This window comes from SAR324 cluster bacterium, from assembly GCA_015232315.1.
In the GTDB taxonomy this organism is placed as follows: Bacteria; SAR324; SAR324; order SAR324; family NAC60-12; genus JADFZZ01.
Window position 1 is genome coordinate 40,905 of sequence record JADFZZ010000019.1, and the last position, 14,954, is coordinate 55,858.

Annotated in this window: 8 protein-coding genes; 4 read left to right on the forward strand and 4 right to left on the reverse strand. The window is 45.9% G+C overall.

The window, feature by feature from the left end; all coding sequences use genetic code 11:
- Positions 1-135: 135 nt before the first annotated feature.
- The 3 genes from HQM11_13175 to HQM11_13185 all read right to left on the reverse strand — a co-directional run bounded on the left by HQM11_13175 (position 136) and on the right by HQM11_13185 (position 5,362).
- On the reverse strand, positions 136-3,240 hold the full coding sequence (locus HQM11_13175) for an efflux RND transporter permease subunit (protein ID MBF0351978.1): 3,105 nt from the start codon (positions 3,238-3,240) through the stop codon (positions 136-138).
- A gap of 171 nt (positions 3,241-3,411) precedes the next feature.
- The gene (locus HQM11_13180) at positions 3,412-4,605 is read right to left on the reverse strand and encodes an efflux RND transporter periplasmic adaptor subunit (GenBank protein MBF0351979.1); all 1,194 of its coding nucleotides are present in this window, start codon (positions 4,603-4,605) and stop codon (positions 3,412-3,414) included.
- A gap of 184 nt (positions 4,606-4,789) precedes the next feature.
- Positions 4,790-5,362, reverse strand: a complete 573-nt coding sequence (locus HQM11_13185) for a methyltransferase domain-containing protein (GenBank protein ID MBF0351980.1) — start codon at positions 5,360-5,362, stop codon at positions 4,790-4,792.
- Between the two features lie 224 nt (positions 5,363-5,586).
- Between HQM11_13185 and HQM11_13190 the strand changes: the two genes are divergently transcribed.
- The 3 genes from HQM11_13190 (at position 5,587) to HQM11_13200 (ending at position 9,586) form a co-directional block, all read left to right on the forward strand.
- Positions 5,587-7,908, forward strand: a complete 2,322-nt coding sequence (locus tag HQM11_13190; GenBank protein ID MBF0351981.1) for a LysM peptidoglycan-binding domain-containing protein — start codon at positions 5,587-5,589, stop codon at positions 7,906-7,908.
- A gap of 107 nt (positions 7,909-8,015) precedes the next feature.
- A complete protein-coding gene (locus tag HQM11_13195) occupies positions 8,016-8,753 on the forward strand; it encodes a TlyA family RNA methyltransferase (GenBank protein MBF0351982.1) in 738 nt (245 codons plus the stop codon).
- A 17-nt stretch (positions 8,754-8,770) separates the two neighbouring features.
- Positions 8,771-9,586, forward strand: coding sequence for a ParB/RepB/Spo0J family partition protein (locus HQM11_13200; GenBank protein MBF0351983.1), 816 nt, complete (start codon positions 8,771-8,773; stop codon positions 9,584-9,586).
- A 6-nt stretch (positions 9,587-9,592) separates the two neighbouring features.
- Here the strand turns inward: HQM11_13200 and HQM11_13205 are convergent, their stop codons facing one another.
- Positions 9,593-11,254: a response regulator gene (locus HQM11_13205; GenBank protein MBF0351984.1), complete on the reverse strand. Its 1,662-nt coding sequence runs from the start codon at positions 11,252-11,254 to the stop codon at positions 9,593-9,595.
- 270 nt (positions 11,255-11,524) lie between these two features.
- Between HQM11_13205 and HQM11_13210 the strand changes: the two genes are divergently transcribed.
- The gene (locus HQM11_13210) at positions 11,525-14,836 is read left to right on the forward strand and encodes a SpoIIE family protein phosphatase (GenBank protein ID MBF0351985.1); all 3,312 of its coding nucleotides are present in this window, start codon (positions 11,525-11,527) and stop codon (positions 14,834-14,836) included.
- Positions 14,837-14,954 lie beyond the last annotated feature (118 nt).

Here is a 14,954-nt window from a genome sequence, read left to right on the forward strand (position 1 = left end):
CGGTTCCCGACGAGACTTCAGGAACCAGCTTAATATTAAAAAACTTTTGATCGGGTACTTATTGCTTCCAGCCTGGAAAAATAAGGCCGTTTTATGAGTTTTTCCAATTGCCTGGTTGTTTGCTCATCCCTCCCCTCACTCTTCTTCCTGATGGGTCTTTTTAGGAATCCATTGTTCAAACAGAGAATAGAGTACAGGAATGAAAATCAGGGTGATCAGAGTGGAACTGGTCAAACCTCCAATGATGACCCTGGCCATAGGAGCCTGGGTTTCACCGCCTTCACCCAATCCCAATGCCATGGGAACCATCCCCAGAACAGTCGTGGACGCTGTCATTAGGATGGGGCGCAAACGCCGTCGTCCGGATTCGATGATCGCCTCATGCAGAGGAATTTCGTTTCGGAGCAGATTGACGGTGTCCACCAGCAGAATGGCGTTGTTCACCACAATTCCCGCCAGCATGATGCAACCGATGTAAGACTGCACATTGAAGGTTGAGTGGGTCAAAAACAAAATCAGCACCACCCCGATAAGGGCAAGCGGTACCGAAAACATGACCAGCAGTGGATCCCGAAGTGATTCATACAGACAGGCCATGACCATATAAATCAGAATCAGTGCGAGGATCATACCGATCATCAGTTCGCCAAACGCTTCCTGTTGTGCTTCATAATCCCCGGTGATCACAATGTTGAAATCTTTGGGTACAGGAATTCGGGACAGTTGCTGACGGAGTTCATCCACGACAGTCCCCAGGTCCCGACCTGCAATATTGGCGGAAATGGCAATCACCCGTTGCTGACCACTGCGTTCAATCTGGACAGGAGCCGTGTCCAGTTGTGAACTCACCACATTTCTGAGCATCACAGGCTGGCCCACGGCATTGATCATGGTGAGTTGAAGCACTTCTTCCAGACTCATAAGATCCGCGTTTTTCACACTGACCAGAATATCATATTCCTTGCCACCTTCCCGAAATTTACTGCCCTGAATTCCTGACACAATGGCCTGAAGTGTTCTGGCCACACCGGATACCGTCAAATTCAGATCCGCGGCCCGGTCACGATCGACCTTGATCCGCTCCTCGGGTTGTCCGGATTCCTGACTGATTTGTACATCGGTGATACCACTCACGTTTTCAATGGTTTTTTTAATCTGCTCTGCCAGCAAATTGCCGGTTTTCAGCTCATATCCCCGTACCTGAATTTCAATGGAATCATTGTTTCCACCAGAAATCATACGGAAGACGAACAACCCCTGCCCCGGACGGGTGCGGATGGTCATTCCCGGAATATTCACCAGTTTTTTCCGCAGATCATTGGCAACGTCATCGCTGGAACGTGTCCGTTCTGTGGAAGGCTTGAGTGCGATCTGAATATTCCCGGTGTGTCCTCCGCCACCGCCCCAGTTGCTGGATCCGGCACGACTGATGATGTTGCTGGCTTCAGGCACTTCTGCCCGGACAATGGCTTCAATGTCGTTCAGCTTTGCTTCCATGACATCCAGATGGGTTCCAACATCCATTTCCAGATTCACCCGTACTTCATTCTGATCAGCCGCCGGCATGAGTTCCACACCCACCAGCGGAATCAGCAGAAAGCTTGCCCCAAAGAGCGTCATGGTAATTCCCACCACCCACCAGCGATAACGGAGCGACCATTCCAGACTGGATTTGTAGCCAAGTTCCAGGCCGGTTAACAGACCTTCCAGTCCATGAAACACTGGCGCCAGAAACTTGCGTTCATGAAACGCGTTGGATGCTGAAAGCGCGGAATCATCCAGCAACCGTGAGGACAGCATCGGAATAAATGTCAGGGAAACCATCAGGGAACACAGCAATGCGAAGCTGATCACATAGGCCAGTTGCTGGAACATCACTCCGGACATTCCACGAACAAAGATCAACGGCAGAAAAATCACGAGTGTTGTGAGTGTGCTGGCGATAATTGCCGGTGTCACTTCACGACTGGCGCTGATGGCCGCCTTGCGGGAAGAAACACCTGTGCTGCGGACCCGGAAGGTGTTTTCCAGCACCACAATGGCATTGTCCACAATCATCCCCACCCCAATCGCCAAGCCACCCAGCGTCATCATGTTGAGGGTGAATCCAGCACTGTAGATCAGGCCAAAGGTCGCAATGATGGACACAGGAATGGACGTGGCAATGATCAGCGTGCTACGGAGATTCCGCAAAAAGAACAGCAGGATGCCCACCGCCAGAATTCCGCCATAAAATGCGGAACTGCTGACATTGTTGATGGAGCGTTCGATATAATCAGAAGTATCAACGAGTGGGGTCAGGGTGAGTTGGGGAATGTCCTGGTTGATCCGCTCCATTTCTTTCAACACAGCCCGGGCGACTTCCACCGTATTGGAACCGGATTGTTTCTGCACAGAAATTCGAATTCCCTTTTGACCATTGATTTTTATAATCTGGCTAACCCGTTGCCAGGAATCCTCGACCGTGGCAATTTCCTTCAACTGAATGGGGATGCCTTCCCGCATGGCAATGACCGTCTGCTCAATTTCTTTCAGCGAGTTGTATTCGCCGACGGTTCGTACCACAAAGTTGTAGTTGCCTTTTCTCAGGGTTCCTACGGGCAGATTGATGTTTTGTGATTGCAATCCTCTCACAATCTCATCAAAGGAAAGTCCCAAAGCCTTGAGTTTATCCGCAAACACTTCCACATGGATTTCACGGGTCAAGCCACCCCAGATATCCAGACTGGCCACACCGGGCTGACGCTCAATCCGGTATCGGACCTGATCCTGCACAATGCTTTCGGTTTCAATGGGTTCGAGATGGCTGGTGACACCCATGATCAGGATTGGAAACTGTGAGAGATCAAATTTTCTCAAGGTGGGGCGGCTCACACCTTCCGGCAGACGGCTCATGATACGATCCAGTCGATCGCGCAGGTCATTGGCGGCAGTATCCAGATTGGTGCCCCAGGTGAACGCGATTCTTACCAGACTGCTCCCCGAACTGGATCTGGAGGTGACATCTTCCACTCCGGGCACGGCACTGACAGCCTGTTCAATGGGGCGGGTTATCAGATTTTCAATTTCCTCCGGTCCCGCGTTTTCATAGCTGGTGATCACACTCAGGGTGGGATAAGTGATTTCAGGCATCAGATCAATCGGGATGCGTTGCAGGGAAATACCCCCGAGAATCATCACAATCATGACCAGCATCGTGATCAACACCGGACGCTGTACAGAAATTTGGGACATATTCATCGACACCTCGGTATTATTGGAAGGTTAAAAAAGGTCAAAGGTCAAAGGTCAAAGGGTACAGACACCCGAAAGGGTGAACCAAAAATGATAAATTGGGGAGTCCTTAAGTTGAAAACCTATTTTAGGATGCATATGAACCCTTAACCTTTTCCCTTTAACCTTTTTTAACCTTTATTGCTGAGGGGATTCTGAGGAGGACTCAGTATTTTTTACTGGAAAGACAATTTCCGAACCATCCTGGAGTAAATGCTGTCCCAGAGTGACCACCTGCCCAGCCAGCAATGGCTGAACAATCTCTACCCATTCCCCCTGAACAATCCCTTGTGTGACAGGTGTGAACACAACTTTCATTTCCTGGGTGTTGGCCAGAAAAATGCCCTTTTGGCCATCCCGCTCCACAATGGCTTTTAAGGGGATAACAGTGGCGTTGGGATGTTCGCTGAATTGAATGGAAACACGCACAAACATTCCGGGCTTTAGTCCGTGATCCGCATTGGGAATTTCAATTTCAACCCGTGCTTCACGGGAAGTTTCCTGGATCATGGGCGCAATCCTTACGACTTTCCCGTGAAACGTTTTCTGTCCCATGACATCATTGAATACGACAGCGTTTTGTCCGGGGTTTAATTTGAAATATTCCCGTTCTGTCACATGAATCACCGCAACCAGTGATGAAATATCCAGAATGGAAACAATGGGTGAGTTGGGACTCAGCAAAGCGCCTTCATCCACAAAACGCTCTCCCACCACCCGTTCCCGCAGGGGAATCTCATCCCAGACCGCACTGATTCTGGTGTAGGACAGTCTGATATTGGCCGCTTCCAATTCCGATTGTTTTTCAGTCACCTGAGCTTGTGCCACCCGGTAATCGGCCTGTTGCTGGGCAAATTGAGATTCCGCGTTTTCCAGTTCAGTGGCAGACAGCAACTTTTTATTCTTTAACGCACGGGATCTTTCCAGTTGTCTGCGCGCCAGTTCCATTGCGTTGAGTCTTGTTTCCATATTGGCTTTGGCGACCTCCACCGCAGCTTGTGCCTGATGGCTTTGTTGCACATATTCATCATCATCCAGTTGCGCCAGCAATTGATTGGGCTTCACACTGTCGCCAATATTCACCCACAGTTTTTTGAGATGTCCGTTGATTTTGGGGGCCACCACAACTCTGGATCTGGCAAACAATGTCCCCGTGAACTGGCCAATATCCTGAATCAGTCGTTGCTGAACCGCTTCTGTTTCAACCGCCACGGCTAATGACCCTTTTTTTTTGCCTGAAGGTCCACCAGAACTCATGAGACGTTCATAAACCTGCCATCCAGTCAACCCTGCCAATGTCAACAGTAGCAGTGTGGTAATTATTTTTTTCATAAAAGAACTCCTGTAGGATTTTCAGGTCAAGTATTGATCATTGGTGCCAAAACTTCATCGAAGTTCCGTTTTCAGCGGGCAGACCGATCTATCAGAACCTGAACAATTTTTCGAGCGTATGAGCGGTCAGAATACGTTCAGCCAAGGTTTCCAATTGAAAAAAGACCAGACAAAATGTTTCACATCAAACGGAACCACTGCCGATTGCTTTCGCTAATACATAAAATGTGTTGTAGGGCCAGATCCAGTTTCCCAGTTTTTTGCTGGATAACGGGAAATGCCTTTGTTGCAGTACTTGAAATCCGGCTTTTTCTATTATTTCCGGCAAATTATGTTCATCCCAATACGTGACATGTGTTGGATCCATCCCCCATCCTTTTTTGTTAGGAACAACGATTAGCAGATTTCCGCCCTGTTTCATGACTCTTTTGGTTTCTTTCAGACAGGCCTCAGGCTGATCAATGTGTTCAAACACATTGTCCAGCAGCACACTGTCAAATTGTGCCTCTGAAAATGGAAGATTTGTGGCCGTCCCCCTGCGAACATCGAGTTTCTGGTTCCGACAGAAGTCCACAACATCCTGATTCACATCCACACCGATAAACTGATCAGCCATTTGCAGGAATTCGCCAAGACCACAGCCTATCTCCAGTCCTCGTCCGGGTAATACCGATAAATAAACTGGGTAAAGAAGCTTTTTTCTGTAATAATAGCTCAATTGCTTGCGTTGGTTTAAATATTCAAAATAATCATCCATAAGAGAGCTCCTGTTCGGATAAGACGGGTAATGTTTAAATGTTTTTAAAAAGCCTTATTGGGGATTTGGCCTGAACTATGCTAAAGAACTTCAAACAAGTTCTACCCATGTTTTAGCCGGGACTGAAGGTATTGTCTGGCATATTTTAGCTTGTCATACAAGCTCTCAATTGTTATTCAATCATTATCAAATCAAACAATTATCAATCTGTTTCAGGCAATAAAATGTTAAATCAATCTTTGATTCTCGTTATCAGTTCAACTCTGCTATTCATCAATGCGTGCACTGCCACACCAATCAGTACGCCATTGACTGATACTGCATCCACAACTCAAGCTGTTACAAAAAATGATATCCTTCCTGAAAACAAGTCCTCCAACACAGCCGTTTCTGAGGAGCTTCCTGTCTCTGTGGTTGAAGAGACTCAGACAGTAGCCCCACAGTCAACAGAAACTGCGTCCGTGCCCCCTGATCCATTCAATGATGTCCAGGAACCTGTGGTTTCAGACAATGATGTTCAGGAATCTGTGGTTTCAGATGAAAATGAAATATTCTTACCCGTGATTTTTTCTCAAGAAAACGTGGAGGATTCCATTATCACGGATAATACTGGAGAGAATTCTGATACGAATCAGGAATTCAACGAACAGGACCTGTTTATTTCCGAAGAGGAAAGCTCTGATCTTTTTAGTGATACCGAAGTCTCTGAACAATTGACAGAACCTGAACTTGAGAACAACTTTGAAATGGATACCGCTTCCGATCTTGAAGAAGAGAGCGATATTCCTGACGACCTGGTTGTGGTTGAAGATCCGGTTCTTTCAGATGAAGATGAAATTATTGCTGCTGAAACAGAGGATCTCGCAATCAATCAGCCAGAAGTTGAAGAGACTTCCGAACTCATCAATGAGTTTGAAGAAAAACAAACTGAAACGGAAACCGTCCAATATGACATTCCTATTGTTGAGAACAAACGGGTAGAACAGTTGAAGTCTTTCTATCTGTATAAACGTCGAAAAGTACTCGAAACCGGATTACATCGTTCCGGTAAGTATTTGCCGATGATCAGAAAAATATTTGCTGAAAAAAATCTGCCCCTGGATCTGGCGTATCTGGTCGCCGTTGAAAGTAATTATCATCCGCGGGCAAGATCGCATAAAAGCGCCGTGGGATTGTGGCAATTTATTCCTTCAACCGGGCGCTTGTACGGACTTAAGATCAACAAGTGGATTGATGAACGTATGGACCCTGTTAAATCAACTGAATCCGCCGCTAAATACCTTACCTACCTATATGATATGTTTGGCAATTGGGAATTGGCGGTTGCGGCCTATAATACAGGTGAAGGCCGGGTGATGCGTCAGGTTAGAAAAGCGAAAGCTCTTGGCGTCGCGTCAGATTTCTGGTCCTTGAAACTTCCCCGTGAAACACGAAATTATGTTCCAGCGCTCATGGCTGTCACGATTATTTCAAAAAACCTGAAGGCTTATGGTCTGGAGCATATTGAACCTGAATTACCAATGATCGAAGATTCTGTAAAAATTTCCTCCAATTATTCCTTACAGGAAATTTCAAAAAGAGCAGGAGTCTCCATGGAAGAACTGATGGATCTTAATCCTGCGCTTTATCGTGGCATACCACCGTTGCACGAACAGGAATACTCTTTGATTTTGCCCAAAGAAAAGCATGAGCCCTTATTGGCTTCGCTTGAACAGAATCCCGAACCAGAACAACGCCTGGATAAATCGTATGCGGATTATCTGGATTACTCATCCAGTATGACACAAATTCTGGCAGAACATGGCGATTCCGTTTATATTTATGTCCATCGGGGAGATAATCTGTGGACGTTGGCACGAAAACACAATACCTCCGTCCAACGATTGATGGAATGGAATCATCTTCATAAGCATAGTATTCTGCGAATCAATCAACGATTAAAAGTTTATATTCCTACATGGAAAGTTTTCAATCTTGCGGCTTCCCGTAAATCACAACCCGTGATTGAACCACCCGCCAATGGCTACTCTATCACAGTCAAACCTGGCATGACCTTGTCTCAACTTTCGCGGCAATACCGCGTCAGTGTGAACACCCTCATGCAGTGGAATGGCCTCACACGGCCATCACAACTGAGAGCAAACCAGAAGTTGATTGTCGGCAAAACGGTCTCCCGACCTGTCTCAACAAAGAATAACATTGATAGCGGAAAATATCGTGTGATTGAGGTTCCCACAGGGATGACATTGTCAGAAATAGCGATCCGTTTCAGTACTTCCGTAGAGCAGTTATTGCAATGGAATAACCTTGACCATCCCAGAGATTTGAAGGCCGGGCAAACCCTGATCGTTGCACCAGGCTCTTCTACGGATAAAGAACAACCTCATCATGTAATCCGAATCCGCAAAGGAGATACCTTGTGGAAAATTGCTCAAACTTATGGCACCTCTGTAGAAAAATTACTGGTACTCAACGGAATTTCTTCTCCCCACAGCCTGCAACCTGATCAAAAGTTGCTGGTTCCCAACATGTCAAATGATACATGAGTCTCATGCATGAGAGAATCGCAGTTCTCTTGTGCACTCCTGACATACCGCCCATTTTCTCCTTCACAAGTCACACTTCTGTGATTTCCATCTGACAAACACCCTCTATGAAAACCAGAATTGATCAATTGCTAGTAGAGCGGGGACTGGTGGAATCCCGGGAAAAAGGACAGGCTTTGATTCTTGCAGGAAAAGTTAAGGTCAATGGTGTTCCCGTGGACAAGGCTGGTAAAATGTTTGAACAGGATGCCACGTTAGAAGTGGAAGCCAAAGTTCATCCCTACGTCAGTCGGGGGGGACTCAAGATGGAACATGCTCTGGAAGTCTTCGGAATATCGCCTCAGCACAAAATTGTCATGGATATCGGCGCTTCGACAGGTGGGTTCACCCACTGTCTGTTGCTTCAAGGGGCCGAACATGTATATGCGGTTGATGTGGGCTATGGTCAACTGGCATGGGAACTTCAGCAGCACCCTGCCGTCACCTCACTGGAAAGAACCAATATCCGTCATCTTCCTTTTGAAAAAATTGGTAAAATGATGGATTTGATTGTCATTGACGCATCGTTCATATCGCTCAAGCTTATTTTCCCCAAAACGCATGAGTTTCTGAAACCGGGAGGCGACGTGATCGCGTTGGTCAAACCCCAGTTTGAAGCAGGGCGTCAGGAAATTGGAAAACGCGGGAAAGTATCCGATGAAGACGTTCATGCACGGGTTCAACAGGAAATAACCGATGCGGCCAGATTGTTTGGTTTTGAGGTGTGTCAGTGGAGCATTTCCCCCATAGAAGGTAAAAAAAGCAACAACCGTGAATTCCTGGTTTATCTTAAAAAACTGGTGTGATTGCCTGAGTCAACTGTATGGTCTCATCCAAAGAAGTTCTTTTGAAAATTCCCCTGGAAAATATTCTTCCAAACCCCAAACAGCCTCGCAAAAGATTTCATGAAGAATCCCTCAAAGGTTTAGCGCAGTCCATCCGTAATCAAGGCATCATACAACCACTGGTGGTTCGCCGGTCAAAAACCATGAATGGTTGTTTTGAACTGATTGCGGGAGAACGCCGTTGGCGGGCGATCCAGATGACGGATATCACGGATGTCCCGTGTCTGATCAAGGAAGTGTCCGATCAGGATCTGCTGGAAGTTGCGCTGCTGGAAAACATCCAACGTGAAAATCTGACTCCGGTTGAAGAAGCACGATGTTATGAGGACTTATTGAACACGCATGGATATACTCAGGAACAACTGGCGAGCCGGATTGGAAAAAACAGGGCGACCATTGCCAATGCCATTCGCTTGTTGCAATTACCATCTCCAATTTTGAATGACCTGGAAGAAGGTCGATTGAGCAGCGGTCATGCCCGCCCCTTACTGTCATTGGCAGATGAAGCAGAACAATTACGCATGAGAGAACTGATCTTGCGGCAGGAATGGTCTGTCAGGGAAACAGAAACCAAAGTTCGTGACCGCCTTCATGAATTCAAAACAAAAGCCACATCCGCAAGAAAGTTGACTCGTCGGGAAATCGAGGTTGAGTTGTTGCATCAGCAGGAAGAGTGGGTTCAGCAACTGGGAACAAAGGTTCATTTGAATTTTCATCAGGGACAGGGATCGATCAAAATCGAATTTTATTCCCTCGAAGAATATGAACGAATCCGAAATCTGCTCTTTAAATAAACCACGCTATTGCTTGGGTTGCACAACAGGCAGGTACACATGAAAACATGTTCCGGTGGTTCCATCTGAATGCACTTCCAGACGTCCGCCATGATCCTGAAGAATCCCATAGCTGATCGATAAGCCTAAACCAGTTCCCGCTCCGACTTCCTTGGTGGTAAAAAACGGATCAAAAATTTTATCCTGGATTTCTGCTGGAATACCGGTGCCATTGTCTTCTACTTCCGTCACAATCCAGGTATCCTTCATATAAACTCTGATATGGATCATTTTATGTTCTCTTCCAGTCAGTGCGTCTTTGGCATTCATCAGTAAATTGATCAAGACTTGCTCAATCTGGACAGGATAACAATTAATCAGGGGCAACGGCTCAATCGGGAAATGCATGAATATTTGTATATTCTGATGCTCCAGTTGTCGATTGATCAGTGTGAAGGAATTATGGATGATTTGTGACAAATCATGTTCTGATCGGGATGAATGCTGGGTATCCCGGCCAAAAACCCTTAGATAATTGATGATCAATGAAGCCCTTTCGACTTGTTTCAAAATTTTCTGGATGGTGGGAATCGGATCTTCCTGATGTCCTCTGTCAATGGAACGTAAATAATTTTTGGAGGACATCTGGATCGTGCTCAAGGGTTGATTGAGTTCATGGGCGATGCCTGTTGCCATTTCTCCCAGGGATGCGAGTTTCGAGGATTGTACCAACTGGGCCTGGGTGTTTTTCAGTTCATGGTTGGTTACCACCAGTTGTTCATTGATTTCCATCAGCGTTTCTTCTGTCACTTTTCTTGCGGTCACATCCCGCTGTACCCATACAAAATGACTGGCTTGTCCCATGGGATCAAACACAGGACTGAGGGTCAGTTCGTTCCAGAAGGGCGTGCCATTTTTCTGATAGGTCATCAATTCACCCCGGTAAACCGTATGTTTCATGATTGATTGGCGAATTTGTTCCATTGCCAAAGTATCTGTGTGTTCTCCATCAAGAAAATTAACGGGTTGACCAATCACTTCTTCTACGGAATAACCTGTCAAACGAAGATACGCTTCATTGGCATAAACAGCCTGATGCCCCCGGGTATGAGGATCTGTAATCAGCACGCCTTCGGTAAGGGATTCTATCGCACGGGTCAAAACCCTCAAATAAGCTTCTTTCTGCTGGTGCTCCCAGATTTCATGCTGGAGTTTTTCATTGGTTTGCTGGAGTTCACGAGTGCGGGACCGGATAAGTTTTTCCAGATGATTTTTATATTGCTCCAGTTCCTCCATGTATTTTTTGGATCGGTCCTGTTCAAACTTGGACGTCAGCGCGTTTTTGACTCTGGCCTTGAGAATCAGTTGTTTGATCGGTTTTGTTAAATAATCAGTCGCGCCATGATCAAAACAATTCGCCAGGGTTTGATCATTTTCTTCACCAGTCAGCATAATCACTGGAATCTCATGGAACACCGCATGGTTTTTTAATAATTTGAGCAACGTAATCCCATCCGTTTGCGGCATATAAATATCCAGCAGCAGCAGATCAAAGCTTTCCTTCTCAAGACGATCCATCAAGAAAGTCGGTTGAGTAATGAATTTCACTTCATATCCCATCTCAGACAACACGGTTCGAACATGTTGAACGACATTGGTGTCATCATCTACGACCAGAATGTTAGCCATTTCGATTCATCCCAGTTAAAATAAAGAGTTTCCTGATATTTTGCATTGACCTAACGGATAAGAATTTACATATAAACTATAGACCTTGAAGCCTGTCAATCATTAAATTCAAACTGGGAATTATCCGATAAACAGCTTCCTGTTGAATTTTGACAGTCCCGAAAATTGCTTCATAATGAATTCGGGGACATGAATATTCCTTTCAGAAAAAGGATGGTTGTTCCAGTTAAATTTTTATTCCCAAAATACCAGTGCTTATGGCAGATCATCATGGCTTATAAAAAATACATGCTATTGATTCATACCTGGATCGCGTCCCTGTCATTTTTCGGGGGCTGGGTTTTGCTCCTGTATCCGTCATTGATTTTTGCGGAACCAGTCACATGGCAACAGGAAAAGCAAGTGTATGTTTTAGGAAAATCCGTTGATATTCTGGAAGATCCTGAAGGCAAATTCACGATTGAACAAATTCTTGACACTCCTTCCGACAAACTGTTTCAGCAAAGCACCCAGGAGATTCCCAACATGGGAGTCACCCAGTCCGTTCATTGGATGCGTCTGGAACTCAGAGATTTTTCCAACGCAACAGGAACCTGGTTGCTGGAATTAGGTGAGCCCCTGGTCGATGAAGTGGATGTGTACCTCATTCACCCGGATGGGACTTATGCCTTGATGCGTGGCGGTGAGAGGATTCCGTTCATCGATCGGGATGTTCATCATCGGCATCACTTGTTTCGTCTACCGCCCCTGGAAAAAACGCAATTTATCTACCTGCGGCTGTATGATGAAGGTGGCGTGGCATATCCTGTTAGACTGTGGGAAGAAAGCTATTTTCATGAACGGGATCTGGTTCGGGAACTCTGGTTCGGAATGTTTTATGGCATTCTCGTAGTGATGATTCTCTATAATCTGTTTATATTTCGGACAGTGAGAGATGAGAGCTACCTGTATTACGTTTTTTTTCTATCCTCATTTTTACTTTTTGAATTGTCTGCTGACACAAGAACCAATCAATATTTTTGGCCCCACCTGTCAACCTGGTGGACCAATCGTTTTTATTTTGTCTTTATAAGTTTCACTATCGCAGGAGCCGTAGCGTTTGGGCGGTCCTTTCTGGATACCGCGCGTTTTACCCCCGGAATGGACAAATGGCTTAAACGACTGATAATCCTCCAGTTACTCATGATCCCCACCATTTTTGTATTCAACTATATCTGGGTCATTGGCTTGTTTCTCCCCATGCTGGTTTTGGTCCCCCTCATTTTGACAGTCAATGGATTTCTGGTCTGGAAGGAGGACTACCGTCCTGCAGGATATTATCTGGCGGCTTGGGTTGTTTTGATGGCTGGCGGCATAACCCGTGGACTGGCGGAAGGCAACATTCTGGCAAAAAGTGGTTTTGCCAGTTATGGAATATATGTCGGTTCAACTCTCGAAGTAATTTTGTTGTCACTTGGTTTGGCCGACAGAATCAATATCCTGAAAAAAGACAAGTATCTTGCCCAGCAGGCCGCCTTGGAGGCCCAGGAAGAAGCCCTGTATGCCCAGATCAAAGCCGTGGATAATCTCAAACGTTCTGATAAACTCAAAGATGAATTTCTGGCAAATACTTCTCACGAATTACGCACTCCGCTGAATGGCATCATCGGAATTGCGGATTCCTTGTTATCAGGAACAGGTGGAACCCTTTCTCCTGAAGTGAAAACCAATCTGCAAATGATTGTTCATAGCGGACAACGTCTGGCAGGATTGGTGAATGACATCCTGGATTTCTCTAAAATGAAACACAGTGAGATCCAGCTTCAGCTCAAACATGTCGATGTACGCGGGGCTGTGGAAATGGCTCTAAACCTGTCACATTCGCTCGTAAGTCAAAAAAAACTCAAACTGATCAACACCATTGCGGATGATCTTCCTCTGGTCGATGCGGATGAAAACCGTGTTCAACAGATACTGCTGAATTTGATCGGCAATGCCATCAAGTTCACACATGAAGGCGAAGTCACCGCTGCCGCTGAGTTGTGTGGCGATCAAATCAAAGTCAGTATTTCTGACACCGGAATCGGGATTCCAGTCGAAAAACACGCCACCATTTTTGACTCGTTCGAACAGGGGGATGGTTCCGTCGCCAGAGAATATGGCGGAACCGGACTTGGGCTTTCAGTCGCAAAAACACTGGTGGAATTGCATGGCGGCAAGATTCAGGTGGAAAGTGAATCTGGAAAAGGATCCACCTTCAGTTTCACCTTACCGGTTTCTAAAAATCAAAATCGTGATTCCACAAAGACCCCTATAGCAATTCAGGATTCCACCTGGCAACACATGGAAGAGGAGTCTGTTTCTGTGGCGATGACCGGAATATCAGATCCCGATAAGCATGACCTGAAAATCATTTTGGTGGTGGATGATGAACCTGTCAATATTCAGGTACTTAAAAATCAGTTATCCCTCAAAGCCTATGTGGTCTGGAGCGCGTCAGATGGATTTCAGGCGTTGAGCAAAGTGGAACAACAGAAACCGGATCTAATTTTGCTGGATTTGATGATGCCCCGAATGAGTGGTTATGAAGTCTGTTTGAAGTTGCGGGAAAAATGGGAACCTGCCGTGTTGCCCATTATCCTGCTCACCGCCAAAAACCAGCCTCAAGACCTGGTGCTGGGCTTTCAGGCTGGCGCAAATGATTATGTGGTGAAACCCTTTCAGAAAGAAGAACTGCTGGCAAGAATTGAAAATCATCTCAAATTCAAGGAAGCCATTCGGTCACTTCAGGAAGCCCAACGACAGCAAATGGAACTGAAAACAGCACAAACAGTTCAGGATTTGCTGATTCCCAAAGATGACCCGCATTTACAAGACATTGAAATAGCCAGCTTCTATCATTCCGCGTCTGAAACCGGTGGTGACTGGTATGATTATCGTTACTACCCGGAATTGGAACGGTTGGATATTCTGATTGGCGATGTGATGGGTCATGGTGTGCCGGCGGCCATCATTACCGGAGTGGTGAACAGTTTTTATCATTCACTGGATGAATATCGCCGCAACACAGAAAACTGGGGACAAGCGGACCCACGACTGCTCAACCCATCCTTTCTTCTTGGTCTGCTCAATAAAATCCTTTATTCTACAACCAAAGGTCTTTACAGTATGACTTTTTTCTATTCAGTCATTGATTTAAAAACCAGAATCATGTCTTATTCCAGTGCGGCCCATACTCCCTGCCTGGTTTGGCGGCCGAACAAATTTACAATCCAGGCCGGGGCTCGTGAACAGAAACGTTCAGTGATCAGTCTTCATACCTATCACAATCAATTGGGTTATGTGGACAACAGTGAATATGACGTAAAAAGCATTCAACTGGAACAGGATGATGTCCTGATCTGGTACACTGATGGCATTATTGAAAATGTGAACCACGATGGTGACATGTTTGGTTTGAGAAAACTCAAACAGGTATTCCAGCAAGCTGAAGGCTTGAGTGCGGCAGAAATCAAGGACAACATTTTGAAATCAGCGTTTGAACATTATGGCGATGCAGATCAGGAAGATGACATCACCCTCATTGTGGCAAAAATAAAATAAAGAATGACAAAAGATAACTTCCCGAATTTTTTAACCACCGCTCAGGTCTGTAGAGACGCGCTATAGCACGTCTCTACGCATGCCTTGCTCAGGTCTGTAGAGACGCGCTATAGCACGT

Coding starts and splice junctions, on each gene's coding strand:
- HQM11_13175 (MBF0351978.1), bottom strand. CDS start 3,240: ATGAATATGTCCCAAATTTCTGTACAGCGTCCGGTGTTGATCACGATG.
- HQM11_13180 (MBF0351979.1), bottom strand. CDS start 4,605: ATGAAAAAAATAATTACCACACTGCTACTGTTGACATTGGCAGGGTTG.
- HQM11_13185 (MBF0351980.1), bottom strand. CDS start 5,362: ATGGATGATTATTTTGAATATTTAAACCAACGCAAGCAATTGAGCTAT.
- HQM11_13190 (MBF0351981.1), top strand. CDS start 5,587: ATGTTAAATCAATCTTTGATTCTCGTTATCAGTTCAACTCTGCTATTC.
- HQM11_13195 (MBF0351982.1), top strand. CDS start 8,016: ATGAAAACCAGAATTGATCAATTGCTAGTAGAGCGGGGACTGGTGGAA.
- HQM11_13200 (MBF0351983.1), top strand. CDS start 8,771: ATGGTCTCATCCAAAGAAGTTCTTTTGAAAATTCCCCTGGAAAATATT.
- HQM11_13205 (MBF0351984.1), bottom strand. CDS start 11,254: ATGGCTAACATTCTGGTCGTAGATGATGACACCAATGTCGTTCAACAT.
- HQM11_13210 (MBF0351985.1), top strand. CDS start 11,525: ATGGCTTATAAAAAATACATGCTATTGATTCATACCTGGATCGCGTCC.